Source organism: Mesobacillus boroniphilus (assembly GCF_018424685.1).
In the GTDB taxonomy this organism is placed as follows: domain Bacteria; phylum Bacillota; class Bacilli; order Bacillales; family Cytobacillaceae; genus Mesobacillus; species Mesobacillus boroniphilus_A.
The window spans coordinates 831,964-857,385 of sequence record NZ_QTKX01000001.1 but is presented as its reverse complement, the minus strand read 5'-3'; the positions used below and the strand labels follow the sequence as shown (position 1 = coordinate 857,385).

General features: G+C 38.9%; 37 protein-coding genes. 8 read left to right on the top strand and 29 right to left on the bottom strand.

The annotated features are described in order from the left end of the window. Positions 1-73: 73 nt before the first annotated feature. Positions 74-385 carry a DUF2750 domain-containing protein gene (locus tag DYI25_RS04240; RefSeq protein WP_342032506.1) on the bottom strand — a complete coding sequence of 104 codons (312 nt, stop codon included), beginning with the start codon at positions 383-385 and terminating at the stop codon, positions 74-76. A 74-nt stretch (positions 386-459) separates the two neighbouring features. Then, positions 460-915: a GNAT family N-acetyltransferase gene (locus DYI25_RS04235; RefSeq protein ID WP_213367204.1), complete on the bottom strand. Its 456-nt coding sequence runs from the start codon at positions 913-915 to the stop codon at positions 460-462. 143 nt (positions 916-1,058) lie between these two features. Between DYI25_RS04235 and DYI25_RS04230 the strand changes: the two genes are divergently transcribed. Continuing rightward, a complete protein-coding gene (locus tag DYI25_RS04230; protein ID WP_213367203.1) occupies positions 1,059-1,220 on the top strand; it encodes a hypothetical protein in 162 nt (53 codons plus the stop codon). A 711-nt stretch (positions 1,221-1,931) separates the two neighbouring features. Here the strand turns inward: DYI25_RS04230 and DYI25_RS04225 are convergent. Together DYI25_RS04225 and sirA are read right to left on the bottom strand one after the other, a co-directional pair. Continuing rightward, positions 1,932-2,147: a YneF family protein gene (locus tag DYI25_RS04225; protein ID WP_041966564.1), complete on the bottom strand. Its 216-nt coding sequence runs from the start codon at positions 2,145-2,147 to the stop codon at positions 1,932-1,934. Between the two features lie 167 nt (positions 2,148-2,314). Beyond that, positions 2,315-2,755, bottom strand: coding sequence for a sporulation inhibitor of replication protein SirA (gene sirA / locus DYI25_RS04220; protein WP_213367202.1), 441 nt, complete (start codon positions 2,753-2,755; stop codon positions 2,315-2,317). A gap of 252 nt (positions 2,756-3,007) precedes the next feature. On the opposite strand from sirA, the gene DYI25_RS04215 reads away from it, so the two are divergent. Continuing rightward, the gene (locus tag DYI25_RS04215) at positions 3,008-3,643 is read left to right on the top strand and encodes an FMN-dependent NADH-azoreductase (protein ID WP_213367201.1); all 636 of its coding nucleotides are present in this window, start codon (positions 3,008-3,010) and stop codon (positions 3,641-3,643) included. A 40-nt stretch (positions 3,644-3,683) separates the two neighbouring features. On the opposite strand, the gene DYI25_RS04210 is transcribed toward DYI25_RS04215, so the two are convergent. From DYI25_RS04210 to yneA, 11 genes are all read right to left on the bottom strand, one after another. Beyond that, the gene (locus tag DYI25_RS04210; protein WP_213367200.1) at positions 3,684-3,833 is read right to left on the bottom strand and encodes a hypothetical protein; all 150 of its coding nucleotides are present in this window, start codon (positions 3,831-3,833) and stop codon (positions 3,684-3,686) included. A gap of 148 nt (positions 3,834-3,981) precedes the next feature. Beyond that, on the bottom strand, positions 3,982-4,674 hold the full coding sequence (locus DYI25_RS04205; RefSeq protein ID WP_249745236.1) for a lysozyme family protein: 693 nt from the start codon (positions 4,672-4,674) through the stop codon (positions 3,982-3,984). 101 nt (positions 4,675-4,775) lie between these two features. Then, on the bottom strand, positions 4,776-5,522 hold the full coding sequence (locus DYI25_RS04200; protein WP_213367199.1) for an SDR family NAD(P)-dependent oxidoreductase: 747 nt from the start codon (positions 5,520-5,522) through the stop codon (positions 4,776-4,778). A gap of 171 nt (positions 5,523-5,693) precedes the next feature. Further along, positions 5,694-6,218 (bottom strand): CBO0543 family protein, encoded by a 525-nt coding sequence (locus DYI25_RS04195; RefSeq protein WP_213367198.1) that lies wholly within the window; start codon positions 6,216-6,218, stop codon positions 5,694-5,696. Between the two features lie 354 nt (positions 6,219-6,572). After that, positions 6,573-6,998 carry a VOC family protein gene (locus DYI25_RS04190; protein ID WP_213367197.1) on the bottom strand — a complete coding sequence of 142 codons (426 nt, stop codon included), beginning with the start codon at positions 6,996-6,998 and terminating at the stop codon, positions 6,573-6,575. Positions 6,999-7,186: 188 nt separating this feature from the next. Continuing rightward, positions 7,187-8,209 carry a hypothetical protein gene (locus tag DYI25_RS04185; protein ID WP_213367196.1) on the bottom strand — a complete coding sequence of 341 codons (1,023 nt, stop codon included), beginning with the start codon at positions 8,207-8,209 and terminating at the stop codon, positions 7,187-7,189. Further along, complete coding sequence (locus DYI25_RS04180) at positions 8,209-8,760, bottom strand: RNA polymerase sigma factor (RefSeq protein WP_213367195.1); 552 nt, start codon at positions 8,758-8,760, stop codon at positions 8,209-8,211. The genes DYI25_RS04185 and DYI25_RS04180 overlap by 1 nt, the downstream gene beginning before the upstream one ends. 212 nt (positions 8,761-8,972) lie before the next feature. Continuing rightward, positions 8,973-10,982 (bottom strand): transketolase, encoded by a 2,010-nt coding sequence (gene tkt / locus DYI25_RS04175; protein ID WP_213367194.1) that lies wholly within the window; start codon positions 10,980-10,982, stop codon positions 8,973-8,975. A gap of 386 nt (positions 10,983-11,368) precedes the next feature. Further along, positions 11,369-11,602 (bottom strand): DUF896 domain-containing protein, encoded by a 234-nt coding sequence (locus tag DYI25_RS04170; protein ID WP_213367193.1) that lies wholly within the window; start codon positions 11,600-11,602, stop codon positions 11,369-11,371. Positions 11,603-11,680: 78 nt separating this feature from the next. Beyond that, positions 11,681-12,325, bottom strand: a complete 645-nt coding sequence (locus tag DYI25_RS04165; RefSeq protein WP_213367192.1) for a YneB family resolvase-like protein — start codon at positions 12,323-12,325, stop codon at positions 11,681-11,683. A 24-nt stretch (positions 12,326-12,349) separates the two neighbouring features. Continuing rightward, complete coding sequence (gene yneA / locus DYI25_RS04160; protein ID WP_213367191.1) at positions 12,350-12,664, bottom strand: cell division suppressor protein YneA; 315 nt, start codon at positions 12,662-12,664, stop codon at positions 12,350-12,352. Between the two features lie 154 nt (positions 12,665-12,818). Between yneA and lexA the strand changes: the two genes are divergently transcribed. Beyond that, entirely contained in the window at positions 12,819-13,442 is a 624-nt protein-coding gene (gene lexA, locus DYI25_RS04155) for a transcriptional repressor LexA (RefSeq protein WP_213367190.1), read from the top strand. 168 nt (positions 13,443-13,610) lie between these two features. After that, on the top strand, positions 13,611-13,817 hold the full coding sequence (locus DYI25_RS04150) for a hypothetical protein (protein WP_213367189.1): 207 nt from the start codon (positions 13,611-13,613) through the stop codon (positions 13,815-13,817). 47 nt (positions 13,818-13,864) lie between these two features. Here the strand turns inward: DYI25_RS04150 and DYI25_RS04145 are convergent, their stop codons facing one another. Next, the gene (locus tag DYI25_RS04145) at positions 13,865-15,793 is read right to left on the bottom strand and encodes an ATP-dependent DNA helicase (protein ID WP_213367188.1); all 1,929 of its coding nucleotides are present in this window, start codon (positions 15,791-15,793) and stop codon (positions 13,865-13,867) included. A gap of 172 nt (positions 15,794-15,965) precedes the next feature. Here DYI25_RS04145 and DYI25_RS04140 point away from each other — a divergent pair, with 172 nt between their 5' ends. From DYI25_RS04140 to DYI25_RS04130, 3 genes are all read left to right on the top strand, one after another. Next, positions 15,966-16,499 (top strand): hypothetical protein, encoded by a 534-nt coding sequence (locus tag DYI25_RS04140; protein WP_213367187.1) that lies wholly within the window; start codon positions 15,966-15,968, stop codon positions 16,497-16,499. Further along, entirely contained in the window at positions 16,486-17,022 is a 537-nt protein-coding gene (locus DYI25_RS04135) for a GNAT family N-acetyltransferase (protein ID WP_213367186.1), read from the top strand. Before DYI25_RS04140 ends, DYI25_RS04135 begins: the two co-directional genes overlap by 14 nt. 101 nt (positions 17,023-17,123) lie before the next feature. Further along, a complete protein-coding gene (locus tag DYI25_RS04130; RefSeq protein WP_213367185.1) occupies positions 17,124-17,408 on the top strand; it encodes a hypothetical protein in 285 nt (94 codons plus the stop codon). Between the two features lie 107 nt (positions 17,409-17,515). On the opposite strand, the gene DYI25_RS04125 is transcribed toward DYI25_RS04130, so the two are convergent. From DYI25_RS04125 to DYI25_RS04070, 12 genes are all read right to left on the bottom strand, one after another. After that, on the bottom strand, positions 17,516-17,944 hold the full coding sequence (locus tag DYI25_RS04125; RefSeq protein ID WP_213367184.1) for a hypothetical protein: 429 nt from the start codon (positions 17,942-17,944) through the stop codon (positions 17,516-17,518). Then, the gene (locus DYI25_RS04120) at positions 17,929-18,264 is read right to left on the bottom strand and encodes a hypothetical protein (protein ID WP_213367183.1); all 336 of its coding nucleotides are present in this window, start codon (positions 18,262-18,264) and stop codon (positions 17,929-17,931) included. Before DYI25_RS04120 ends, DYI25_RS04125 begins: the two co-directional genes overlap by 16 nt. An 11-nt stretch (positions 18,265-18,275) precedes the next feature. Then, complete coding sequence (locus tag DYI25_RS04115) at positions 18,276-18,842, bottom strand: DUF402 domain-containing protein (protein ID WP_213367182.1); 567 nt, start codon at positions 18,840-18,842, stop codon at positions 18,276-18,278. After that, positions 18,835-19,434: a hypothetical protein gene (locus DYI25_RS04110; protein WP_213367181.1), complete on the bottom strand. Its 600-nt coding sequence runs from the start codon at positions 19,432-19,434 to the stop codon at positions 18,835-18,837. Before DYI25_RS04110 ends, DYI25_RS04115 begins: the two co-directional genes overlap by 8 nt. Before the next feature lie 101 nt (positions 19,435-19,535). Continuing rightward, a complete protein-coding gene (locus DYI25_RS04105; protein WP_213367180.1) occupies positions 19,536-19,997 on the bottom strand; it encodes a GNAT family N-acetyltransferase in 462 nt (153 codons plus the stop codon). A 50-nt stretch (positions 19,998-20,047) separates the two neighbouring features. Continuing rightward, positions 20,048-20,275, bottom strand: a complete 228-nt coding sequence (locus DYI25_RS04100) for a hypothetical protein (RefSeq protein WP_213367179.1) — start codon at positions 20,273-20,275, stop codon at positions 20,048-20,050. A gap of 12 nt (positions 20,276-20,287) precedes the next feature. Then, entirely contained in the window at positions 20,288-20,716 is a 429-nt protein-coding gene (locus tag DYI25_RS04095) for an ester cyclase (RefSeq protein ID WP_213367178.1), read from the bottom strand. A 20-nt stretch (positions 20,717-20,736) separates the two neighbouring features. Beyond that, complete coding sequence (locus DYI25_RS04090; RefSeq protein WP_213367177.1) at positions 20,737-21,327, bottom strand: hypothetical protein; 591 nt, start codon at positions 21,325-21,327, stop codon at positions 20,737-20,739. A 32-nt stretch (positions 21,328-21,359) separates the two neighbouring features. Beyond that, a complete protein-coding gene (locus tag DYI25_RS04085; RefSeq protein WP_213367176.1) occupies positions 21,360-22,379 on the bottom strand; it encodes a DUF2332 domain-containing protein in 1,020 nt (339 codons plus the stop codon). A 6-nt stretch (positions 22,380-22,385) separates the two neighbouring features. Continuing rightward, a complete protein-coding gene (locus DYI25_RS04080) occupies positions 22,386-22,721 on the bottom strand; it encodes a hypothetical protein (protein ID WP_213367175.1) in 336 nt (111 codons plus the stop codon). A 1-nt stretch (position 22,722) separates the two neighbouring features. Further along, entirely contained in the window at positions 22,723-23,328 is a 606-nt protein-coding gene (locus DYI25_RS04075; RefSeq protein ID WP_213367174.1) for a DUF4253 domain-containing protein, read from the bottom strand. Positions 23,329-23,345: 17 nt separating this feature from the next. Next, on the bottom strand, positions 23,346-23,963 hold the full coding sequence (locus DYI25_RS04070) for a kinase (protein ID WP_213367173.1): 618 nt from the start codon (positions 23,961-23,963) through the stop codon (positions 23,346-23,348). A gap of 527 nt (positions 23,964-24,490) precedes the next feature. Between DYI25_RS04070 and DYI25_RS04065 the strand changes: the two genes are divergently transcribed. Further along, the gene (locus DYI25_RS04065) at positions 24,491-24,799 is read left to right on the top strand and encodes a DUF4257 domain-containing protein (RefSeq protein WP_213367172.1); all 309 of its coding nucleotides are present in this window, start codon (positions 24,491-24,493) and stop codon (positions 24,797-24,799) included. Positions 24,800-24,958: 159 nt separating this feature from the next. Here the strand turns inward: DYI25_RS04065 and DYI25_RS04060 are convergent, their stop codons facing one another. After that, entirely contained in the window at positions 24,959-25,420 is a 462-nt protein-coding gene (locus DYI25_RS04060; protein ID WP_213367171.1) for a GyrI-like domain-containing protein, read from the bottom strand. Positions 25,421-25,422 lie beyond the last annotated feature (2 nt).

Below are 25,422 nucleotides of genomic sequence, written 5' to 3'. Positions count from 1 at the left end.
TCTCTCTTTCATAAATCATAGATAATCCAATTATACCACAATGGGTATAATTTGAATATCATATAAAATCAAATTAATACTTCTCTATCTCAGCCTCCAAGTCTTCCTGCAGTGTGTCCACTTCCATTACAGCAGTATCTGTGTCCGTTGGAAAAATGGAAGGCTTGAACCCGTCAGACCTCATTCCTGGAAGCCAGTTTTCGAGAAAGTAATCCATATCAATTCTTTTTGGCCTAAAGCCTTCCCACTCTTTTTTCGCAAAGGTTTCTGCGAACTTCTCATTAGGAAAGAATGGGAGCAGTGTATTGCCCATGTCATCTTGAGCAGTTGCCCAGCCGTCGTTATATAGTCCCCAAACCTCTTCATAATCTGCTGCCTTTTTGATGAAGTATTCCTACCTAATAGCCGCTGGCTGCTTGATGACTGCATCAAATTCATGTTGATTCAATTTCTGCACCCCTATCTTTGCCCATCTTTACGGGCCTGGATATACCCATAATACGCGCACGTACCATTTTGCGAAAGATCCTTTACCTCAAAACCGCATTTTTCATAGAAGTTAAAATTGTTGGCAGAAGTATGGGCAAACCAGTCTCCATGAGGAAGCTTTTGTACACAAAGCTGCACAAGCTTCTGGCCAATTCCCTTACCGCGATATTCCGATAAGACGGCCAGGTCCATAATGTTCGCTGCCATAATCTGATCAGAGATAACTCTGACCATCCCGACCATTTCATTTTGATCCCATACGGTAAATGCCCAGGTAGAATTTTTGAATATCAGCGAAAACTTCTCCTTTTGCCAATCTGGAGTGTTCCGCACCCAGCCCGCATCTTCAAAAAGCTTCTCGACCTTCTCCGCCGATATCCCTTCCGTACCTTCCCGTATAACAAGTCCGTTGAAATATTGGTACATATTAATAATCCCCTTTAAAAAAATTGCTTAGGTCTTATTATTCTTGGTGGACTAACAGATGTCCTGCCAAAGTTTAACAAATCCTCTTAGCCGGTTATTTTGGACTATGATGACAAAGCCTAATTAAAGGAGGTGAGCATACTATGGCAAGAATCCATAATCCAGTTAAAGGCGATAAAAACAAAGTTGGTGCAGACGGTCAGCTTCACGGTGGTGTAATGGAAACAGCAGACGAATTTTTCGATTCCATCTTCCAGCAAGGCACTAAAAATAAGGAAGCAGACAAATCAAGCAAACAAAAATAACGCCATCTAAGGCGTTATTTTTGTAGACCAGTCAATTGCATGGACGGTAAATGAGTATTATGCAAATCAATAAAATATATGAAACCAAACCTTGCTTCTTGGCATACTAAGTCCATCCACTCTTCAAAATTTCCATGATACACTTTTCTTAGACATTCTGATCACATACAAGCTTCAAAATGTCCATTTAGACACTTTTCTTAGACATTTCGATCTCATTTAAACTTCAAAATGTCCATTAAAGCACCTTTCTTAGACATTTCGATACCATTTAAGCTTCAAAATGTCCATTAAACCCTTTTTCTTAGACATTTTGATGCCACCCAAACTTCGAAATGTCCATTAAACCTTTTTTCTTAGACATTTTGATGCCACCCAAACGTCAAAATGTCCATTAAACCCTTTTTCTTAGACATTTTGATGCCACCCAAACTTCGAAATGTCCATTAAACCCTTTTTCTTAGACATTTTGATGCCACCCAAACTTCGAAATGTCCATTAAACCCTTTTTCTTAGACATTTTGATGCCACCCAAACTTCGAAATGTCCATTAAACCCTTCTGCTTAGACATTTTGATGCCATCCAAACTTTGAAATGTCCATTAAAACTTTTTTCCTAGACATTTTGGCCAAATCCACGTTTCATTATGTCCATTAAAAGATTCAAAAAAAGAAAAGCACCCATCGTTAAGAATGAGTGCTTGTCCTTTATTATTTCCCTGTCTGCTTGTTCATTGCTGACATCATTTGATTGATTTTCTTCTGCGATGGTTTCATACCCATCTGCATCATCATCATTTTAAGCATTTGTTCGTTGATTGGCGGATTTTTCTTTAAGTAGCTCTCCATGTATTTACGAGCAATGAAAAATCCTAGCGCTACACCGACAACCAATGCCAGTATACCAACTAGAATTAGATCCCACATAAAACTTCCTCCTTCATGTTGTCTAACATACAGTGTACTAAACCAACAGCTATTATACAATATCTGTTGGTTTTTTTCTCTATTAAATCAACTCATTTTGAAAAATTTTTGCATCTCCTTCGCAATCATGCATTAAAAACAATCAGCAATAAGTACATCAACCTTCATTATACATATATTCGTTCTTTAATCGGCTTCAGCCACCCGTATTTGTTTGATTCAAGGTCGATAGCCAGGAATGAAGATTCACATTTCCGGAGGATTTCAAAAAAGACAGTCTCCGCGTCGACTTGCCCATGGGAATCTAACTCCATCCATCTCTCATGTACTCTAAGGGTCGCCGAACTTTTATTTATGTTATTTTCAAAAATATATGTGCCGTTCTCAACATGGAATCCTTTTGCCTTGGAAAGCTGTTGATGCAGGAGCTGATGAATGCGAAGCACAGGAATGGATTTCGTAACGAACTTGACTTGCTTAGCGATAATAGACTTTAAATCATCGTTTGCTTGACTATATTCCAAAAATAATTGATAAAACATCCGTTCTCTTCCGAAATAATGGGAGGCAAATTCATCTTCTATTAGATATAGCTGGTAGGATCTCATCTGATCCCCTCCTCTGCAAACAAGCTTTTGTCTTTATTATAGGAAAACGTTCGGTCTGCGTTTGTCTAAAGATGCCGAAAAAATCCACTAATTATGTCGAATTCAAAACTTTCTTACTTTTTCATCAAAATTTCTAGGATTCAGTTGTCACGAAATTAGAAGTTTGACAAATTTCTGTCCCAGAAAAGGAATACTGTTTTGTAATCAGGGGAATATATCAATGTTAATCAGAAATAGAAAGGATGACTATGCATGGCTACAGTACTTTACATTACAGCGAATCCTAAACCAGTAGAGGAATCATTCAGTCTATCAGTTGGGGAAGAATTCATCAAAGCTTACAGAGAAAACAATCCGAACGATGAAGTTATAAGACTTGACCTTTATAAAATGGACGTACCGTTCATTGATACAGATGTTTTCAGCGGCTGGGGCAAACTACAGCAAGGATCAGCATTCGATCAGCTTAGCGACGATGAAAAACAAAAAGTAAGTGCAATTAATAATCTTACAGACCAATTCATTTCTGGAGACAAATATATTTTTGCGACTCCTTTATGGAACTTCAGCTTCCCGCCAAAAATGAAAGCTTATATTGACAATATTGCAATTGCCGGAAAAACTTTTAAATACACTGCTGAAGGCCCGGTTGGATTGCTTGGCGGTAAAAAAGCGCTACATATCCAGGCACGCGGCGGTGTGTACTCAGAGGGACCAGCTAAAGATTTGGAATTTGGTGATCGGTATCTTCGTGCAGTTCTTGCCTTTATGGGTGTGACAGATGTTGAAACCTTGGCGGTAGAAGGTATGGCAGCTGCGCCTGATAAAGCACAGGACATTAAACAACAAGCTATTCAGCGAGCGAACGAACTGGCAAAACAATTTTAAAGCAATAAAAAAAGCCTGTTTTCAGGCTTTTTTTACTGAACTATTTTACTCCGTCCAATGGAATGTCCTTACGATGGTCGAAGCTGAAAACAGCAACTTCCGAGATCTCCTGTTCTTCAGTATTTCCTTTTTGAGCTGCCTGATTTACAGCTGCACCGTCCAGTGGAATGTCCTTGCCATATTCAAACATTAATACACACCTCCTGAATTTTAGTATGGGTATTTATTACTAATATATTTACCATGTTAATTCTTTTTTCCTGCTGTACTCGAGAAAATTTTACAAACAAAAAAACACCCAAAATTCGGATGTTTTGTTTGGTTATCATATATACAATTTAAAAAGAACTCTTTGTACCTGCCTCGCTTAAAGGATTACTGACCGTGATTGATTCCATATGTTTTGCGACCTTTGTGCTATAAGTAAAATCACCATAACAATATGGATAGCGGAAATTGTTTTTATCGCCGCCGCAGTCATATGTTTGTGGATTTTTCTTAACCTGGATCATTGAAAATTTCTTTGCTAGCTCCTCGCTGTGCTTCCCTCCGTTTTTAGCTACAAAATCAATATAGCCAATTCCCATGTTGTATGACTGTATGACTGTGGGAAAATCAACTTGCATTTTATCACCATACTCCACAACTCTGTGGAAATACTTTACACCCTGTTGGACACTTTGTTCAGGATCCTGAATAGTATTTGGTGCCAGGCCGGCAGATTCAGACGCTTGCATCGGGTCGCCGCCCTTCCCCCTGCTTTCTTGCATCATCAAAGCCGCGACTGTGACGGTGTGTCCGTCCAGGCCAACCTTTTTCAATTCTTCCTCAATCATCGGAGTATACTGGGCAACTTCTCCGATTGAACTATTCACACTAACATTAATTTTGTTGAAACTCTGATTATATAACTCCAGGAATCTATCAAGCAGAAAAAAACCAATAAAGGCAATAAACATTAAGAGGGTCAGATTGAAGTTTCTCTGTACTTGCTTTTTCTTTTTGGGTTTTTTTTTCGTGTAATTCCCCATGACTTCTCTCCCAAACTGCGTACTCTTTCCTCTTATTTTATAAAAAATTTTTGAAAGTTGAAAGGGAACCGCAATCATTTTCGCAGCTCCCTTTCTTTTAATTATTCTTCATAGATCATTTTACGTGTCATGCCGCCATCAATGACCAGATCCTGTCCATTAATAAAATCGTTACCTGGGTCAGCTAAATAGAGGCACGCTTTTGCTATATCTTCAGGTTTCCCGACACGATTGGACCAATGCTGAAGATGATCCTTCTCCCTGAGCTCGTCATAATCCTCTGTTTGGATCCAGCCAGGACTTATCGAGTTGACCGTGATCCCCTTCTTTTGAAGTGAAGCTGCCAGGGCATGGGTCAATGCAACGATCCCGCCTTTGGAAGAAGCATATGCTTCTGAGTTCGGCTCAGACATTGTTGCTCTTGTTGAAGCAATATTGATAATCCGGCCTCCTGATTTCATTCTCCGGGCAGCTTCACGCGAACCGATGAATACACTCCTTAAGTTTGTGAACACAACATCCTCCCACTCGGCAGTTGTCAGTTCAAATAGAGGCTTGAACCTAGAAACCCCTGCATTATTGATTAAAATATCAATTTTGCCGAAATCGTTAATTACACCTTCTACTAGTTTTAAAATATCTTCTTCTTTCCTAACGTCTGTTTTATAAAAGGCAGCTTGACCATCCATGCCTTCCAGCAGCCGGATAACTTCTTTGCCCTTTTCCTCATCTACATCGGCAATGCAAACAATGGCCTTTTCCTTAACAAATGCCTTTGCTATTCCTTTGCCAATCCCATTTGAGCCTCCCGTCACGATAACTACCTTTCCCTCAAAGCATTCTCTCATCTCTTACATCCCTTTCATCATATATATCCTTTTTGCTTTTCCCGTTTTATTTTATTTTCACTCTTATTTGTCCCAGTTTAGCTGCAATTTTACAATCGTATGGAAGATTGGATGGGAGTTTAAACATATCATAACTTGTTTGTTAATATTTCCATAGAGATCCGAGGCAGCTTATTTCATCCTTTCAATCGGAACATTAAAGGCGTTCAGTAAATAGATTACCCACGGTATTGACAAGCCCCATGCTAAAAAAGGATTTTTGAAATGAATTCTCAGCAATGAAAACATAACGAAGTTGAACAAAAGGGACCAACCTATGTTCCAGCCATGGTGATGATTTATTAAATTTAAATACTTTTCATTGATGAACTCAACGAATGTATAAAGGAATGCCCAAAAGGAAACCCACGCTAGCTTCTTCCACCTCGTTTGTGGAAATCTGCCGAGGTATATCAGGATGGTTGAAGGATACACAATAACCATGATCATAAGGGAAATGATTGTATGATTCCTAAGGATTTCCTCACCCAAAATTGTCTCTTGATAGGTCCACATGGAGAAATTGTAAAGTAAAGCAAAATTTAATAAATCTCCGATAAAATAATAAAGGATCGTAGGATAATAATCACGCCACCGCTTCCAATCACCCCATATAATTCCCGCAATAAGAAACAAGCCATTATAAATAAAATGCATTAAATACACCCCAGGTATTTTTTAATAGCTTTTCCAAAATCTTTATATTAATGAAAAGTAATTGAAAAAACCGTTTTGTGATAAGTTTTTACTTAGAATATTAATCGGGTATTTAAAAAAGTGGCTTAAAGAATGGTTAAGTATTGTTAATTGAATTGTTCGTTGATTCGAAAGAAAAGGTGGATTTATTAATGGTGGTATCGTAGAAAGGATGTGGAAAGATGAGTGGATTAGAAGCTATTAAACATCATACAGCTTCACGCAAAAAATTCAATGAACAAGAAGGCTTGGAGTTATTCGTGATTCATTATGATTCAAAGGCCAGACTACACGGAAAAGTCTGGCCTTTGAAATTTATTTTTCACTCTCTGTTGACAGTTGCCACCCCACGCCAAATTTATCAGTTACCTGGCCATAAGCAGGGCTCCAGAAGGTTTCCTGCATAGGCATTGTAACCTTTCCATCCACCTGCAGCTTTTCAAAAATTTCTTTTGCTTCTGCTACATCATTTACCAAAATTGCGATTGTTACCTGGGATCCAAGCTGATATGGATGGCCAGGAAAAGTATCCGATAACATTAAACTGGCGTTGCCAATTTTTAATTGAGCATTAAGGACCCGATCTTTTGCTTCTTCAGGTAGCGGATACTCTGGATTGGGAGGCATCTCCCCAAATGTTTGCAAACTGATGACCTCTGCACCAAATGCGTTTTTATAAAACTCCACTGCCTCCTGGCCATTTCCATTTGTTACTAGATAAGGAACAATCCCTATTATCATGTCGACACCCCTTCTTCAAAATAGAACATTTGTTCTCATATATATTTTACCACATTTTACATTACAAAACAATAATCTATCTTTTCCTCTTGGATGAGAAATTAACCTGGCTTTATACAAAAAAAGCGGAGTATTGCCCCGCTTTTTAAAATCAATTTCTTTATGATGTTAAGTAGCCTTCTAATACATTAAAATGGAAAGTCATTCCCACTTTTATCCCTGATGACAATCTCATATTCATCATCTTTAACTACTGAATTCTTTCTCTCACTTTCAATAAACTGAGTGATTTCAGTCCTTATTTTTCGAACTGTCTCTTCGGATTTTCCATCCCCTGGTTTCATGCTTGTTTTAATGATCATTTTTAATGTATTTTGTTTATATGAATATCCATAACCAGAGACCTTATACTCTTTTTTCAGCGCAAGTCCCTCGTGGATGCTTCTTAAATAATCCATCCATAAACCTTCGCGTTCTTTTTTCTCGAGGTCGACTTTTGTTACTTCCACTTCTTTTTCAGAACCATTCGCTTTTGCAAGGCTGCGGGTGGCTTTTAAAATTTCTTCACTTCTTTTTTCAGTCATTGGGATGGCTACTTCAATCGTTTCATTAAAAGGATTGACATTGATAATCTTATAGCCCGCCTTTTTGAGCTCCTCATCAAGCTTACCGCCAAGCTCTTCCATCTTAATTTCTTCTTCTGTCAGGGGTATATATTCTGGTTTATAAGATCCTACTTTGATTTCGTAGGAGTCGTATCCTTTACTATGAAGAACCTCTTTTGCAATGCCGGTGATGTTTTCCCGTTCACGATCTGCATCTGTTTCAGAACCTTCTACCAATACCTCGATTTTCACAACTTCTCCTGGAGTCATACCGAGCGAAAACTTTTGATAGCCTTCTTTTTCTAACGCTTCCCATAGCATGACATCTATAGATTTAGACTTAAATACCTGTCCTAGATACGGAATTTTCGATGCCATTTCTGCAACTGACGGATTAAAGAAGGCTGATGCTGTTATAACACCAAATCCAATAACAGCCGCTGCAACGAATTGAGATTCTTTTGTGAACCTTCTCTTTAATACAGGTTTTTCTTCAGAATTCACTTCATTCTTAATATTCTTTGCAAAATCATAAAGTGAAGATGGAGCCTGAATTTTCTTCATATCCTCTTCTATCTCTTTTTTTATTACGTCGTCCAACTTCATTACACATTCACCCCTATGATTTGACTTTCCAACAACTTTTCCTTTAATGCATGCCTTGCTCGTCGCAGATGGGATTTCACAGTTGAAGTCTTTATTCCGAGCATTTCGCTAACCTCCTGGATAGAAAAATCCTGATAATAATAAAGGAGAAGGATATTCCGGTAATCAGCGTTCTTAAGGGAATCTATTCCCTGTTTTATTTCAAGGTCGGTTTCCTCTCGTATGACCGTATCAAGAACTTCTCTCCTGTCCTTTATGTATTCCAACTCGCCCATAGTCTCTTTTAATCTTCCATTTTTCCTTAAAAAATCAATGGAGCGATGAGAAACCAACTTATAAAACCAAGTTGTAAAATAGGTGATTTCTTTTCCGGCCATTATATTTTGATATGCTTCAATCATTGCATTCTGGACAACTTCCTCCGCCTGCTCCTTAGACCTGACAATACTGTAACTCGTCCTGTAGCTCTTTTCTATTAGTGGATTTACAAGTTCAGCAAATGCAGAATCCTCTCCATTGCGAATCCTTTGAATTAGCTCCGACCGATCCATCAGCAGCACCTCCTTGATTATTTCTATATGATAGGCGACAAAAACACCGATTAGGTTGCAATTTTAAATTTTTTTATCATTTACTCCCTTCAGCAGGCGGCTAATACTAGGGAAAACAATCGATTAATTAAAACGGAAACTGCTCTTCCTTATGTAAAAAACAAAAAAACGAGTACGGAATCCAATCCCATACTCGTCATTTAAAATGAATATTAGTTTTGCTCAATCAATGCTTTTACGCGAGCGACTACATTGTTAACGGAGAAACCGTACTCTTCCAAAATCTTTTCTCCTGGAGCTGATGCACCAAATGTATCGATCGCAAGTACTTCACCCTCGTCACCAACATAACGGTGCCAGCCAAGTGAAGAGCCCATTTCGATTCCTAAGCGCTTCTTGACAGACTTAGGAATAACACTTTCTTTATATTCCTTAGACTGCTGTTCAAAGCGATCCCATGAAGGCATGCTCACAACTGCAACTTCGATGCCTTCAGATGCTAGAGCCTCTTGTGCTTTCACTGCAAGGCCGACTTCTGAACCTGCTGCAAGAAGCAATGCATCTGCATTTTCTTTTCCAGCTGGAGAAATAACGTAAGCACCTTTAGATACGCCTTCGTACGCGTTCTTATCAGTATTTTTGATTGTCGGCAGATTTTGGCGAGTCAACACAAGAGCTGTAGGCGTCTTAGATGATTCAATTGAAAGCTTCCATGCTGCCGCTGTTTCGTTTCCATCTGCAGGACGGATAACTGACAGGTTCGGCATAGCGCGAAGTCCCGCAAGCTGCTCAACTGGTTCGTGTGTAGGACCATCTTCCCCTACTGCAATGCTATCGTGTGTGAATACGTATGTTACAGGCAAGCCCATTAGTGCAGCAAGTCTGATTGCTGGCTTTAAGTAGTCGGAGAACACGAAGAATGTTCCACCAAATACCTTTACTCCACCGTGAAGCGCCATACCGTTCATCGCAGCACCCATAGCGAATTCACGAACACCGAACCAAATGTTGCGGCCTTCAAATGAACCCGGGAAGAAGTCACCTGACCCCTTGATCATGGTTTTGTTTGAGCCTGCAAGGTCAGCCGATCCACCAATCAAGTAAGGAAGGTTTTTGGCGATTTCATTAAGTGCTTCTCCAGATGAAGCACGGCTCGCAAGGCTCTTTCCTTCTTCGTATACAGGGATGTCTTTATCCCATCCTTCAACTAATTCACCCTTCATGGCTTTTTCAAGCTGGGCTCCTAGCTCAGGATATTCACTCTTATATTTTTCAAACAGCTCGTTCCAAGCCTGTTCTGTTTGTTCACCTTTGTCAGCGATTTGCTGTTTGAAGTGATCATAAACTTCTCCTGGCACATGGAAGTCTTCTTCAAAAGTCCACTTATAAGCTTCCTTAGTAAGCTTCAATTCATCAGCACCAAGTGGAGCACCGTGAACATCTGATTTACCAGAAAGGTTAGGTGAACCATATCCGATGATCGTCTTGACTTCAATCATTGTTGGACGGTCTTCATCCGTTTTCGCTTCTTCAATTGCTTTTGCGATTTCTTCAAGGTTGTTGCCGTCTTCGACGCGAATGTATTGCCAGCCATATGACTTGAAGCGTCCTTCAACACTTTCGGAGAATGACTTATCGAGATCGCCATCCAAAGAAATATCATTTGAATCATAAAGAACGATCATTCTGCCAAGCTTCAGGTGGGCTGCCAGTGATGCCGCTTCAGCAGATACACCCTCCATTAGATCGCCATCACCGCAAATGCTGTATGTATAGTGATCAACGAGGTTATAATTTTCCTTGTTGTAGACAGCAGCAAGGTGACGTTCAGCCATTGCCATACCGACTGCCATGGCAATTCCCTGGCCAAGCGGTCCAGTTGTTGCGTCTACACCAGCAGTGTGGCCAAACTCAGGGTGTCCTGGAGTCTTACTTCCCCACTGGCGGAACTGTTTAATATCATCCATTGTTAAATCATAACCTGCAAGGTGCAGCAAGCTGTATAGCAACATTGAACCATGTCCAGCAGACAATACAAAACGGTCACGGTTAAACCATTCTGGGTTCTTAGGGTTGATATTCATGTAACGAGTCCACAATGTGTAAGCCATTGGAGCTGCCCCCATCGGCATGCCTGGGTGGCCGGAATTTGCCTTTTCAATTGCATCAATTGATAAGGTACGAATGGAATCAATTGAAAGCATATCAATTTCTTTAAACATTAAATACATCCTTTCTATAGGTACTAGCTACATCCTTAATATTATAGCGAGAGAAATTATTATACAACAAATTGTGCCTGAAGGAGACAGAAAAGGCCGTATTGTTATTTATTTTGACACAAACTTGCAGTTGTTATGTAAATGCACCCTATTGTGGGTGAAAATCAATAAGCAATATCATAGAATTTCTATAATAGTAGTTCGAAGCCAGAACTACCTTAACACCCTGCCTAATTTTGATTCCACATATATAGAAAGATAAAACAATCTTCTTTTACCATATAGTTAATTTCTCTGCTCTTCAGTATAGAAAAACTAGTTTTTTTATCATATTAAACAAAATAAAAATGGAATACATATCGCATGTATTCCAAATTAGCATATATTTAATGAAGCTTATTCTTCGTTTTTTCTTCCTTAAGCTTTTCAGGCGTAACATCGTTGCCTTCAGGATCCACAATGGTAACACCTTTAAGTGTATTAAGCATAGAAGACCGGAAAGACTGTAGATATTCCGCGCGTAGCTTCGTCTGTTCCTTTGCTTCTTCTTCGGTCAACTTAGATGATTTTGCTTTCCTTGCCAGTTCATTAATTCTAGCAATTTTATCACTTGATAGCATTGTAAAGCTCCTTTGTAAAAAATTACGTCAAATGTCATCTTACTAAAATTTTAGCGATTTTACAAGAATAGAGCTTCTTTATTCTTCTTGCTCTATGTACTCAAGATATCTCCGGTTTACCGTTGCTTTGGATACGTTATACCCAAAACCCCTTAGTGTTGCAGCTATTTCAGCAAAGGTCAATCCATTATTCCTCAGCTTGACGATTTCCTCAATCGGCATCTCTTTCCGGTCCCGACCGGAATGCTCACCTTGATTTTTCAGATTACGCTGTGGCTTGTATCCATGCTCAATCGCTCGTTTCATACCACGCTTGATCTTAATATTATGAATTTTCCTCTGATACTCTTCCACCATACTGACAATTTGGAGCACCATGGAATCTGAATCAGAAAGCTGGAGCTCTCCACTGTGGGAGACACTGTATAATTTCACATTATCTTTTAGGATACAATGAAGAATCGCGACCTTGGCATTGCCTCTACCAAGTCTCGTTTCATCCTGGATGAGCAGGGCTCCAATCTTCTTGTCCTTGATCAATTCCAGCAGTTCAAGGATCCCTTCCCTTTCAAGGTCGTAACCACTCGCTTGTTCTTTAATAATAGAAGCTACTTCAAAACCATAATTGCTTGCCAGACGCAGCAACTCTTCTTCCTGCCTGGCCAGCGAAGTTTCCTGTGTTTCCTTCGTTGTACTTACGCGGCAATAAATAATTGCTTTCATGTTGTCACCTTATTCCATTCCAATCTATCTTTCCGCTCCCGCGATCTGAGTAGGTTCAACCTGTTCCGCTATAACAGGGATTACCAGCTCATCTCCCGGAAATACCATTTCCCCAATAATTCCGTTTTCCTTTTCTACCCAGCTAACGAATTCATTTTCAGAAAGATTATGTTCACTGGCAAATGTTTCAGCAATCTCCCATAGTGATTGTCCTTCTTCTATAGTAACAGTTATGTATGCATCTTCGTTATTTAAATGAGCTTTTGCTACGAATGAAAAGATTAAGCTGACAGCAAGCAGAATCATTGCATATGAATAGTTTTCCCATAGTTTTTTCATTTACGGCACCCCTTAACGAATGTATGTTCGATTAATTAATTTTATTATAAATCGAACATTTGTTTCGTGTCAACTCAAAAATTCGAACTTATGTTTGTATCTGTAGAAAAGACATGGTATAATTAGGACAAGAAAATATACGAGGTGCGTGAATATGACAAAGTTATCTAAGCGGCAACAAGATATATTTGAATTCATAAAAGGCGAAGTCAAGAAAAAAGGGTATCCACCATCCGTACGCGAAATAGGCGAAGCTGTCGGACTTGCTTCAAGCTCCACTGTGCATGGACACCTTGCAAGGCTTGAGAGCAAAGGCTTGATTCGACGCGATCCCACCAAGCCGCGTGCAATAGAAATTCTGGAAATAGAAGATGAAAGCCGCATCCCTAAATATAATGTGGTGAATGTACCTGTTGTTGGTAAAGTAACAGCCGGTATGCCGATTACGGCCATTGAAAATGTAGAAGAGTACTTCCCTCTTCCAGACCGCCTTGTTCCACATGATGAGCAGGTTTTCATGCTGGAAATCATGGGTGACAGTATGATTGAAGCAGGCATCCTCGATGGCGACTATGTAATTGTTAAACAGCAAAAAACGGCTAATAACGGAGACATTGTTGTAGCGATGACAGAAGATGATGAAGCAACAGTTAAGCGTTTCTTCAAGGAAAAGGATTATTTCAGGCTACAGCCGGAAAACTCTACTATGGATCCAATCATCCTTCGTAACGTATCCATACTTGGTAAAGTCATCGGTGTATACCGGCATATGCATTAAAGCAAGCGGACTCGCTTGCTTTTTTTTTATCTATTAAACTTTTTTATCTGCACTTATAGGAGACTAGCACATTTATGAAATAAATAGGTAGAGACCCTAACAACTTGTCCATTTCCACATAAGATATTCTGTAAGTATCTTTCATGATGGAAAGGAGTTGAGTTTCTAATGGGATACAATCGTAATAACAATGATGTAGCAGGCGTATTTTTCCCTAGCCGGGACAGAGACAGAGTCAGGGCAACTGTTGATTTTGATGACCTCTGCCGCGCTGTGCGCCGTTGTTTAATCGAGGATTTAGTAGCGGGCGCTCGGGATGATCGGGATGACGATCGAGACCGCCGCCGCCATAGAAAGTGCGGTTGCAGAGACTAATATTTAACAAAAAAAATCCCGAAAGGTTCAGTCCTTTCGGGATTTGTCTATTTCCACTGAATAGCTTGAACAGGCAGAACACCTTTTAACTCTTCATAGTACTCAGCTTTTTGATTTTGGGTAAGCCATAAATGCACTGTCCCGCTATCCTGGTTGCTTCTTATCAAACGGCCCATTCCCTGTCTTAGTCGAAGCAGCATATAAGGTATATCCACTTCAGCAGCTGGATGGTCCGCATGCTTTCGTTTCGCCTGGAATACAGGGTCATGCGGCGGGAACGGCAATGACGAGATGATGACTTGAACCAGTGACTTTCCAGGTACGTCCAAACCTTCCCATAAACTGTAGGAACATAGGACAGTTTCGATATCATTCTGGAATCCCTTTACGGTTTCACTGATTTCACGGTCTCCTTCAAACAGGATAGGAAAACTCCATTCTTGTTTTTCACTCCATGCTCGGAATCGTTCCATTTCCTGCATAGAAGAGAACAGAACAAGCGAGCTGCCATTACTGCTTCTAAGGTCATCCCCTATTTGGGCCCATTTAACCATTTCTTCATCCTCAATGTGTGCCACCAATTTCATTTGCTCTTCATAATCAAATGGGGACGCTACAGTAAACGAGGAGTATTTCTCGATCCCTAGGTTTTTCGCTATATAGCTGAAATCTCCAGCTTGAGACAAGGTAGCTGAAGAAAACACAAACGGGATGTTTTGGGAAAACACTTCTTTTTTCAATATATCCTCAACTAGACGTGGCATGATGACAAGTGAAGTTTGTACTTCATTCTCTTCAAGCCAGAAAATTCCTTCATCATTCTTCAAGAAAATTGAAAGACCATATGCAAAAAATTCGAGATATTCTTCCATGATTTTCAAATGGTATTCGTCAATCAGGAACATTTCTGCGTCAAAGACTAGTTGGTCCATTAAATCGGTAACCTTTTTCTCCAGCACTTCTGCTGTTTTCCTGATTTCAGGAAGCATTGCAACTTCTTTCCGATTTGAACCTTCAACGGCTGTAGAGTTATCGGCCAAAAGGTCAAACCAGGCATCATGAAGCTCTATTATATCCTCAATTAAATAAAGAGATTCCTCTCGGACGTCCTGGTGCATATATCCGGTCAGGACAGTTGTCAAAGTTTGTGAGTTGAACCTGTATGTTAATCCCTTTTGCGCTGCGAACTCAAGCAAGTGACCCTCATCAAAAATCACGGTACTTGCTTCTGGGAGCAATGGCATTTGCCCTTCTCGTTTTCGGGATTCTTTCGTCCAGACATGCTCCATATAAAAGTCATGGGAGCAAATAATCAAATCGCCGGCATGACGATAGTAATCACGGTTCAGAGTCTGGCCGCATCGATGGCGCCAGCTGCATGTTGAGCATTGCTGAAGAGGGTCCCAGGCCATTGAGGACCATTGTTCATTCGTGACCCACGGGTATTCCTTTCGGTCTCCATAGCGAGTGAACGCATTTAATGAAATTCCTTCATCAAAGATGAAATCCGGCAGCTGGTCATGGACATCAAGGATTTCTTTATCGCTCGATGTGTTTGACAGGTCATCAAGCTTCTTCACACAAACATACTGTTCTCTTGCTTTCGCCAGGCGGACGTCGACCTTCAATCCCAATGCCTTTTCGAGCTTTTCGATATCTCCGCCCTCTTTTACCAGCTGTTCAATCAATGTTTCATCCGAGCAAGATACTATTGCAGGCTTTCCCATATAGCGCGCATACAGAATCGCATAAATCAGATAGACAAAAGTCTTACCGGTTCCCACACCTGCTTCGGCAAAAACGATTCCTTTATTCTTGAAGGCCTGCTCCACTTGGAAGGCCATATAAATTTGTTCATCACGTAGCTCATAGCCTTTTTCAGGCAATATATCGTAAAAGACATCACCAATATAATCCCCTAATAAATCAAAGAACGTGTCATTTTTGGTAATGGTAAATGGAAGTTTATTTGTCATTCAGGTTCTCCTCAATAATTGATTCCGGCAAAAAAGCCAACTTTTATCATAACAGAAAATAGTGCTCAAAGTGAAAGAATTGAAACGAATTAATTTCGATAAAAAAAACCGATCACTTTTTTTGGTATTTTCTGCTAAAATTAATTCAGAAACTTTCCTAAGGAGATGTTTTATGGATTCAAAAAATTTAACTTACATAAGCATTTTCGTTATCGCTGCACTGATTTTTCTCTCTATTTATCAATATAACAAAATCGCTGACCTAGAGATGAAAATAGGATCTGATTTTCAGCGGACTGTACGCGATTCAATATTTGCACTTGAAAATGATGGTGATCCAGCTCTTTGGATTAAGATATTGCAGGAAGAGGATGGTGAATTCACTTTTGCCAGTCATCTGGGAGAGTTGACTCTTTTAAGCAGAAAATATCATATGATGGCAGGAAAAATATCGATGATTGGCCCGGTATTAGATTCCCTTACAGACCAATATCGCCAATTAGCCATTAATATGAAGAGCGGCAAGGACTCTAAGGAAAACGAAAAACGAATCAACAAGGATAGAGAATTTCTTATTTCATTGTTAAATGAAGTAGACTCAATACCTGGCGAAAGTGAAAGACGATATTATAGTGAATTTACCAATTCGGATTCTAGAACATCAAACCTGGTATGGAGGGAATACAAGAAATATGAAAAGCGATAATTATATCATTCGCCCGGAAAATACTAGCGATTTATCAGGAATTAGGGAAATAAATCTATTGGCTTTTGATAAAGGAGAAAATGAAGCCCGTTTGGTTGAACTTATTAGGGGGTCTGAACAATTCATCCCTGAATTAAGCCTGGTAGCAGTTAATCGTGACGGCGAAATCATCGGACATATCCTTTTTAGTATCATCAACCTTGTTACCGCGCAAGGTACTGTCCCTACTTTAGGTCTTGCTCCAATGGCAGTGAAGCCTGACTATCAAAATAGCGGAATTGGGTCAGCCCTCGTAACTGAAGGCTTAAGAGTGTGCAAAGCTTTGGGATATAAACATGTTTTCGTTCTTGGACACCCTGATTTTTACCCTCGCTTTGGCTTTTCTCCAGCCAGCCAATTTGACATAGCACCTCCTTTCCCTGTGCCAGATGAGGTTTTTATGGCTTTGGAATTAGAAATATGTTCCTTAGCTGATATTCCTGGAAAAATTGAATACCCTCCAGCATTTAGTGCAGTATCTTGAAAGTGCCGTAGAAAGGCACTTTTTATTTTCAAAAAAATAGTGTAATTTTACACAAAAAGAGAATATAATGAAATTAAGTCTTAAAATAAGAAGGTGTAAAAATGAAGAAGAAGCTTTTAATTATTTCATTTGTTCTGGTTGCAGGAGGTTTCATTTACTTTTTTTTTAATGGAAATCCAATTTCAAGATCAGAGGCTAATAAGCTTGCCAATGATTATCTTGAGAAACGATATCCAGATTATGAATTCATTTTGACCAATGGCGGCTATTACCCTGGAGAAGGAACTTACATCATTAATTTTCAATCTGAGAACAAAGAGGTTAATGGAAATCTGGATATCAGAAAAGGCAAAGTCAGACATGAAGAAAAGGGAGATGCACTTTGAGTGCTACTCCCTTCGTTATTTTCTCAAATCAGTCAGAGATAACCGTCACTGTAGAAAGGCCGTTCGGAAGTCCAAATGCCATTAAGCTTGTTATGTTCCTAGATCATTTATTCCTCTTGCAATAATTCTGATTCTAATATACGAACCTTAGCTTCATCTGTTAACCTGCCATACCCTTCATTTTCTTTGTTGCTGATAATGGTGGCAGTCTCTCCTTCAAACCAAATCCGGTATTCATATAAACTTTCAGGCATATTCTTCTCTTCCTGGATGAAGAAAATGGCAATTACATCTTCTTTCCTTGCCATTTCAGGTTCCGTATTTGGTGACCATTTGATTTTATCAAATGCTTTTTCGATAGTTTGCAGTTTCTCCTTTGCGGCAATGATTCTTTCTTCACCATCTTTTTCGCCATCTTCTAAATTTTTTTGCACATCTATTCTTGTGAGTTCAGGTTCAAAACTGCTATTACAACCTGCAATGAAAATTAAAAGCACAAGTAGCCCTATAGAAAGTTTTCTCATCGCAATCCCCAATCCTGTTTACCGCCTTTAATATCAATCAGTTGGTAGTTATCTTCTGAAATTTCCTCATGCGAGATGATTACTTCAAGAAATCGTTTGTATAAAACCTGAATTTCTGGCTGTTGGTCTATGATTTGAATGGTTTCATAGTAGAATTGCTCGGTCTTATAAATTTGTATCTCGACCCATTTTGTTTCATCATCCTTGCTTTGAAGATGAAGTATTTTACTGTCTGTGTATATAGAATAAATCCGATCTGCTTCTTCCTGAATTTCTAGGTAATCCTGTAATTTATCCGACTTTATATGGTAACTATATATTTTAATAAACACATTTAACTCCCTCAAAATTGTCGACTGCTCATTTGTAGTTCCAAACGCTCTTTATGTATCTTAGTTAAATGCAGCAGGTCAAATTCATTCGCCTCAATCTGTTTCTTTATAGTATCAGCCTCAGAGATTGCGATATTAAATTGTTCCTCAGCAATAATGCCAGAGGATAATGCCAACTCTAGTTCCTCGGTATCCTTATTAAAGACTTCGCCAGTAGGAAGTATAATAATGTCCAAAAATAGATCATCCATCCACGGGCGGCCATTATCAATCCCATTTTGAAGGCAAATGTCGATATACCATTGCACAACTTCCCCTTTAGAATTAAACATGGTAGTAACCGAATGACGTGCTCCTTCTGGAAAATGCTGCAGCCAGGTATAGCCTTCGTCGACTATACAGACCCTTTTATCCCTATATAGGACATATAAGGGTTCAGTTATTTTGATCACCATTAATAAGGTAACGTAACCTTTAAATCCTTCTTCATCAAAGAAATCCTGAATGAATTCTCTTTGAACCACACGAAGCCAGTCTGCCCGGTCACCATATTTTCTTTTTAACTTAAGATCATTCATATAAATCTCCCATATTATTAGTTAAGGGAACATTGTATTCCTGCAGTTTCTCCATGATTTTGAATTTATTATTACTCACCTTGCTGTTATAAGGCAGTTCGATAACTTCCCCATCTTTTGTTACCAGATTTAAATGGTCGACTACGGTTACTCCATTGCTCTTCACGAAAATCTCTTTCGCTTCTTTAATATCCTCCCAATAATAGGAGTTAATAGTATTGTAAGTTTTATAATCATTAAAGTGCATTCCCTGATCATCAAGGTAATAATAGTTTGACACGCCGAACATGAAGAAGGGGATGCTTCCTAACAGTACAAAAAGTGTAGCCCATTTGAAACCTTTCCAGTCGGACTTCCACTTAATGAATAAATACAGAAATAAGGTTAATGCGATCCAAAGCATGCCAATCATAAAAATTATATAAGCAGACGGTGGTGCTACATAGAACCATTTTTCTGCTGTCAGGTAAAGATAATCCTGTATAAAATAAACAAAAACGAGAGGCATGAACAAACTGCTGATCATTAAAATAATTGCTGTTACGAGGATAATATTAGATGTATTATCTGTATTGAAGCTTAATCGCGCCATCACCTCTTCCTCCTTTTCCCAATATATAAGTAAATACGTATGTCAGGGAAGAATGTTTCAAATATTCCGAAAATTCACTCTTACCACTTTGAACATCAACATTAAAAATGCTTTTCCATTGGCTCTTTACAAAGGGTGTAGCCGTTTCTTCCGTAAAATTCCACACTTGCATCGCTGGGCCAAACGATGATGAATTCGAATTTCTTTTCTTCAGCCCATTCATTTACTAGTGATAGCAACTTGCTGCCAGTCCCTTTTCCTCTGTATTCGGGAACAGTAAATACATTGGTCATATATGCAAACGGATTTGTAACCCTGCCTGGGCGAGGAACCTTATTGATCAATTCAATGTAAATATGGGAAACGATTTCCCCATTTATCTCCCCAATCCAAATAAACCATTGCCGACTGTCCATCGCAGTTTCCAGGAACCCTCTGCATTCTTTTTCAAAGGAACTATATTCCACTCCGTCCCCCATTTCAGGGTAATCTTCGAGCGTAAAGTCCCATCTCATCTTTATTAACTGATCAATATCCCCATTATTGGCTAATCGAATTTCCATGTTCTCCTCCGTATAATAAATGTGTTCTGTAAGTGAAATTGTGCTGCCCATTATCTGCTTTTCTTCTTCTGATACGCAAAAAAATAACCCAAGCCAAAGGGGAGCAATGGAACAAGAGCTAACAGCCTGAAACCATTTTCCGCTCCGAGAAAATACAGGGCCGGCAGGGCTACTGCCATTCCACTTATAAGAAGATGCTTCCATGATTTACTGAACAAACCATAAGTAAATAGGATGCCGGATACCACTACCAACAGCCAGAATATTGTTCCTGCCATATAATCTCCCTCCTAAAAAACTTCATGAGTATTTTTCTTCAAAGCACCCAAATCATAAAGAATCGCAGCATCACTATTCTCACACCACATTTCTTTCACTTTGCTGCCATCGAATAGAAAAATCATGATTCCCGTCTCTCTTACACGTTGATTTTCTGACGGGATATCAAACCAGCCTCCTTTATATGTCATCCAGCCGGTGTAACGTACTACTAGTTTATTGCCCTGTTCAATCAAATCCTCCAGCACCCATTCATCGTCATAGAAAACGGATCGGTACCACTTCATGAATTCAACCATCGATTCGCGGCTGTTTTCTCCATTTCTCGAATGATATACAAAGTCCTCTGTCGTCAGTTCTTTAATCACACCGAGATTCCCCTGTGTAAAATATTCACCGAACCATCTTTCAGCTAGTAATCTCTTATCCTCGCTAATCATATTCCCACTCCTGATCATGGTTATTTATCCAGCAGCCAAAGGCCCCCAATATTAATCCCACTGAATTTCTTTACATTGCCAACTTCATCTTTTAGAGTCAGCGCTCCTTTTCCATAAAGCAGATACCAATCATATGAATAATCTTGAATTGAAAATATTTTTATCTCCGTTTTCAATTCATCTTCAACAACAACCTCAGAGACTTTCACACATTCAATTCTTAAACATTCGTATTCTGTTTGATCGCTGATATAATCCAAAAATGAGTGATTATGGGTCGGTACACCCACTACTAAAAACACTAAAAACAATAAAGAGATAAAAATATAATACGAAAAGTTAAATTTATGCTCAACCAGAAGAATCCATAGAGCAATTACTGAAAAAAAACTAATCCATAACAACCAGTCAATGTCGAAAACCAATTGGGCAAAACTACAATTAAAAGCCAGGAACATCAAATAACGAATTACGTTGGCAATTGAACGAGCCTTCATGTTTTCTGTTATATCTTCTTCCAAGTCGGACTTACTTATAAACAAATGATAAATTGAATACAATATGACTACAGACATAAAAATATAATCAATAAAAAACGAATCATAATCCATTCTTGTCACCCTAATCTGGAAAATTTAATATTTTATAAATCCAACCTGAACCACCGGCCATGCCCCTCGGTATCACCGATTGTGTTCAAGCTTTCTTTTCCCTCGAGATAATAATCAAGGTGGAGTCTTGCATCAAAAATATTATTGTATATATGAAAAATCGGCCTTTGTTCACCAATTTCTTTTATTTGCTCCAAAAGCTTCTCCTTTGTTTCGACGGACATTTGATTGGCAACATGGGTATGAAATACACAGATCACTTGTTCTTCTGGGATTTCGCTTGCCAGGGAGTGGAGCATTTCGACTCCATCCCCCTCTATTAAACTTAATGTTTGATTGCTTACATAGCTTGCCGCTTTTTCAAATAACTCCCGTCTTTCATGGTGTTCAGGCCAGATTAATGCCTTTAGCCATGTATAGTCCTCTGTATTTCTAACATCATTTATATGCAGGTCGATTCCGAATCTTGTTGCTACTTCTGGCTGCTTCATTTGTCGCAATGGCATCTTTCCCCCTTTAATTACTGAGGTAAGATGAACTTCCGAATTGGGATTTCCATAAACCTCTCCAGTTCCATAAAAATAACTGTATTTTTCAACGAATAGTTGCAAGCCTGCACTAGTTCCGATTTCGATTAAAGCCAATGGTTTTTTAGTCATTTGAAAAATGTGACTGAATACAGGATAAAGATATGAACACCTTCTGACCTCGTTAGTCTGCACGATTTTACTTGTTAACAAATCAATAATTTCACCAGAATATTTCTGGCAGAAATCCACGAAAGCTGGATATGCACTTGCAGCTTTCTCTGGATTATTAGTTATGTTTGGATAAAATTTTCTTAGTGTGTGCTTTTTCCCTTTCAATAATAAATAGTGAACAGCACCGAAAAACAAATTGGGCACAGGTTGACCCTTCTTGGCTGAAGATATCAATTCGATCATCTCTGCATCTTCAGCTATTTTCAAAGAAAGAAATTCATATAACGGACTTGATTCCCTGCATTCATGAATCGCAAATCTTCTAAATTTCATAGATAGATCATTAGACATCAAACATCACCGAATCCTTTTATATAAAAACTGTAAACTAAATAGACTCATATAAACAGCAAACACAGCTGCCACGACAAGGCATAAATAATTCCCTATCAATAAAGTAGTAGGATGCTCTTGCGGACTAACCAATCCCAGCTTGAACGGATAGGCGTCCTCCATTGGAGTCAACGAGGTATGCTGTTCAATGAATGGCAATGGCCTCCCAAGTCTATGCTTGGTAAGATCATAATCCGAATTGACAGTGACGGAATCGAAGAGAGGAGTAATTGTCACCCCAACCCAACCGATAAAAATGGATATCAGCAATACGCTGTGTCGCAGAACTTTATTAACCATATTAGTCCCACCATAAGTATAATTTCCTTGTTTCTCTCATTTCTTCAATTAAACCATTGATGCTTCCTGATCCCTGTTCCACGATATCAGGACAGAATTTATAGATTTTTTTTACAAATTCTTTTAGATCGTCTCCTTCAGGAAAAACTTCAAAATTCGCTTCCACCCAATCATAATCCGCGCCGATGATGATGAACGGATAGCTTCTATTCCATTCCTTTAGCTTAGAAATAACCCTCTCGTTGCTTATATCGTAATTGTCCCCATTCGTCTGCTGGAGTTTAAGGATATCAAACTGTTCTGATCCAGGGATAATGCCGATTTTTTCCCGATCAGAATCGCAAATAAAGGCTAAATAGTTTACCGGCTCAAGTTCCTCCCTTAGTGTTAAAACCAGTTGATCCGCTTCTTCCGGTTTTACTTCCACACAAATTCCCGCAACTTCAGCAGATTTCTCTGTATACATATCCTTTTTATAAAAAGGCAGCAACCTGCCATTTGTATTTCCTTTTACAATTGTCAGTACCTCTTGTGAAATTCCGCTTTGGTCCATTTTAAATTCGTTTTCCTTATTCCTGCCAAAGCTTATTAACCTTTTCCAATTCAATTCTCATCACCTACTGTTTATTGTAAATCCTTAATCAATTGAAAATATGGGATGACTATATCGGCTTGTTCTATCGGTCGAAGCTTTTCCATGTAATAGTCCTCCGCTTTCCAATATCTTTTTTCGAACTTTTCGATGTTCTGCTGAGTTTGACTGCTTTCCCGCGCAAACCTTATATCCCGTGGACAGTCAATAAAAACCGTATAATCAAAAAATGGTTCCCATTCTGCTCTCTGGAGGAAAATCCCTTCAACAACAAAAACGTTTTTGCCTGCTAACTTCAGGTTTTTATAAACATGTTGATCCCTGTCATTATCATAAAATGGGAGCTCGATTTCATTTGAGTGGATTAGTTTATCAAACAAAGATTTCTTAATCGACTCTACATCCCACTGTAAGTAATAATACTCCCGCCATTCTTCTTGGCCCGTGTTGTACCTTTTCGACCGTGCTACAATATGGTCGTCTAAGTGAATAACCGTACTTTCAATTCCTTTTTTCGAAAGCGTTGAGGCGAATCTCTTCACAAAAGTCGTTTTCCCTGACCTGCTAAGCCCATCTATCCCTAAAATAATGCGTTTATTTTGAAGTACAGACGACTTAATTTGTGTCAATATCTTTTCTACTTCTTCCATTATGCAACCTCACATTTCAAAGTTGAAAAATATATTTACTTATTCGCTGAATCGACACAAATTCCCTTTTTCAGGTAAAAATAATACCACCTCGTAAAGGCGGCATCATTTGAGCTTTTTGTTATTTAGAAATTCCCTCGTTATCAACCGTACCTCCGACAAGCGAAAGAAGCCCACCGGCATGTTCCCTTTGGAACTCCTGTCAATGACTAGCCACTTTCCGTCAATGTATACAGCGTCTTCCACATTAAAAACAACATCTACGATCTCCCTTTCAATTGTTTTTCTCTAATTCGAATACACACATCTGAATCCATTCTTTAAGACTAAAGACCTGTAACTTTTTTTAAAGATCCCAAATATTAATTTTTACCAAAAAGTTACACATAGTTTATACTATTTAAATTTACTGAAAATTCGATAAATTTACGCATGCTTTTCCATCATTACTACTTGTATAATAGTAATACACCTAGAGTTACCCATGGTCGACCAACAAAAATCTTGACTTTAGGAGAGTGATGAAATTGTTAGAAAACATTATTTTCGCAATGATCATCGGTGGATTTGTTGGACTGACAGCGCATGTGAGAAAACGAGGCAAGATCATAATGCCCCGAAGGACAAAAAAATTCATCTACCTTGGTTTCTTTGAAGAAATTCTCACCGGTTCATTAGCCGCCGCACTATTAGTAGTCTCATCAGAGGCAGATTCGCTGTTAAGAGTATTTTTAATGTCCATCATGGCTGGTTTCGGGGGTGATGCCTTACTAAGAGGACTTGAATTATTTCGAATAGGTAGCAGTAACCCGGGTGGGGAGGATATTGGCAAATGAAAAAACCAACACCTCAGCCTAAGAGAAAGAAGTTTGCTAACGCCATTGGTCAAGCAGCTTCCAAAGTGCTTGTTTTTTTTTGATAAAAATGAACTTGGGAAATTTTAAGCTCGACTCCTCTTCATCCTCAAACGTAACCCTTCATTATAAAATCCCTTTTTAAATCATAATCGGTATATGGATTTTCAATTCAGGCACATCATTCACAGGATCAAAGCTTCCTGGATACTCTTCCAGATGTTCTAAACCATTTTGGGTCAATGTATATCCGTTTTCTTTGATCCAGGTGTACAAGTTTGTATAAGCTTCATGTACCGCTTTCCCTTTATACTCGATACAGGCAAATGTACAGGCTGGAACCGTAATAAGCTCCATTTCTTCAGGGATAGCCGTCCCATCTTCCACTTCAAGGGCCAGATAATATGTAAAGCCATTTTGTGTGATGTGATAGGAAAGTCCAAAAATGTTCTCAGGATTTAAAGCACTTTTTAATTCAGTCTTCCTTTTTAAAAACTCCTTATGAAAAATCTTTATATCATCCTTAGCTGCTTGTTCAAAAGTTCCTACCCATTTAGCTCCTACAGCCTTAAATGCTTCTTTGTTAACCAGCTTTGCTTCCATTC

Coding starts and splice junctions, on each gene's coding strand:
- tkt (WP_213367194.1), bottom strand. CDS start 10,982: ATGTTTAAAGAAATTGATATGCTTTCAATTGATTCCATTCGTACCTTA.
- DYI25_RS04165 (WP_213367192.1), bottom strand. CDS start 12,325: ATGAAAGCAATTATTTATTGCCGCGTAAGTACAACGAAGGAAACACAG.
- DYI25_RS04080 (WP_213367175.1), bottom strand. CDS start 22,721: ATGGTTAATAAAGTTCTGCGACACAGCGTATTGCTGATATCCATTTTT.
- DYI25_RS04100 (WP_213367179.1), bottom strand. CDS start 20,275: ATGGCAGGAACAATATTCTGGCTGTTGGTAGTGGTATCCGGCATCCTA.
- lexA (WP_213367190.1), top strand. CDS start 12,819: ATGACAAAGTTATCTAAGCGGCAACAAGATATATTTGAATTCATAAAA.
- DYI25_RS04105 (WP_213367180.1), bottom strand. CDS start 19,997: ATGGAAATTCGATTAGCCAATAATGGGGATATTGATCAGTTAATAAAG.
- DYI25_RS04180 (WP_213367195.1), bottom strand. CDS start 8,760: ATGGATCGGTCGGAGCTAATTCAAAGGATTCGCAATGGAGAGGATTCT.
- DYI25_RS04090 (WP_213367177.1), bottom strand. CDS start 21,327: ATGGATTATGATTCGTTTTTTATTGATTATATTTTTATGTCTGTAGTC.
- DYI25_RS04190 (WP_213367197.1), bottom strand. CDS start 6,998: ATGATAATAGGGATTGTTCCTTATCTAGTAACAAATGGAAATGGCCAG.
- DYI25_RS04230 (WP_213367203.1), top strand. CDS start 1,059: ATGGCAAGAATCCATAATCCAGTTAAAGGCGATAAAAACAAAGTTGGT.
- DYI25_RS04195 (WP_213367198.1), bottom strand. CDS start 6,218: ATGCATTTTATTTATAATGGCTTGTTTCTTATTGCGGGAATTATATGG.
- sirA (WP_213367202.1), bottom strand. CDS start 2,755: ATGAGATCCTACCAGCTATATCTAATAGAAGATGAATTTGCCTCCCAT.
- DYI25_RS04235 (WP_213367204.1), bottom strand. CDS start 915: ATGTACCAATATTTCAACGGACTTGTTATACGGGAAGGTACGGAAGGG.
- DYI25_RS04215 (WP_213367201.1), top strand. CDS start 3,008: ATGGCTACAGTACTTTACATTACAGCGAATCCTAAACCAGTAGAGGAA.
- DYI25_RS04205 (WP_249745236.1), bottom strand. CDS start 4,674: ATGGGGAATTACACGAAAAAAAAACCCAAAAAGAAAAAGCAAGTACAG.
- DYI25_RS04170 (WP_213367193.1), bottom strand. CDS start 11,602: ATGCTATCAAGTGATAAAATTGCTAGAATTAATGAACTGGCAAGGAAA.
- DYI25_RS04200 (WP_213367199.1), bottom strand. CDS start 5,522: ATGAGAGAATGCTTTGAGGGAAAGGTAGTTATCGTGACGGGAGGCTCA.
- DYI25_RS04115 (WP_213367182.1), bottom strand. CDS start 18,842: ATGAATGATCTTAAGTTAAAAAGAAAATATGGTGACCGGGCAGACTGG.
- yneA (WP_213367191.1), bottom strand. CDS start 12,664: ATGAAAAAACTATGGGAAAACTATTCATATGCAATGATTCTGCTTGCT.
- DYI25_RS04085 (WP_213367176.1), bottom strand. CDS start 22,379: ATGTCTAATGATCTATCTATGAAATTTAGAAGATTTGCGATTCATGAA.
- DYI25_RS04095 (WP_213367178.1), bottom strand. CDS start 20,716: ATGATTAGCGAGGATAAGAGATTACTAGCTGAAAGATGGTTCGGTGAA.
- DYI25_RS04135 (WP_213367186.1), top strand. CDS start 16,486: ATGAAAAGCGATAATTATATCATTCGCCCGGAAAATACTAGCGATTTA.
- DYI25_RS04130 (WP_213367185.1), top strand. CDS start 17,124: ATGAAGAAGAAGCTTTTAATTATTTCATTTGTTCTGGTTGCAGGAGGT.
- DYI25_RS04140 (WP_213367187.1), top strand. CDS start 15,966: ATGGATTCAAAAAATTTAACTTACATAAGCATTTTCGTTATCGCTGCA.
- DYI25_RS04110 (WP_213367181.1), bottom strand. CDS start 19,434: ATGGCGCGATTAAGCTTCAATACAGATAATACATCTAATATTATCCTC.
- DYI25_RS04150 (WP_213367189.1), top strand. CDS start 13,611: ATGGGATACAATCGTAATAACAATGATGTAGCAGGCGTATTTTTCCCT.
- DYI25_RS04185 (WP_213367196.1), bottom strand. CDS start 8,209: ATGAAGTTGGACGACGTAATAAAAAAAGAGATAGAAGAGGATATGAAG.
- DYI25_RS04070 (WP_213367173.1), bottom strand. CDS start 23,963: ATGGAAGAAGTAGAAAAGATATTGACACAAATTAAGTCGTCTGTACTT.
- DYI25_RS04210 (WP_213367200.1), bottom strand. CDS start 3,833: ATGTTTGAATATGGCAAGGACATTCCACTGGACGGTGCAGCTGTAAAT.
- DYI25_RS04145 (WP_213367188.1), bottom strand. CDS start 15,793: ATGACAAATAAACTTCCATTTACCATTACCAAAAATGACACGTTCTTT.
- DYI25_RS04225 (WP_041966564.1), bottom strand. CDS start 2,147: ATGTGGGATCTAATTCTAGTTGGTATACTGGCATTGGTTGTCGGTGTA.
- DYI25_RS04060 (WP_213367171.1), bottom strand. CDS start 25,420: ATGGAAGCAAAGCTGGTTAACAAAGAAGCATTTAAGGCTGTAGGAGCT.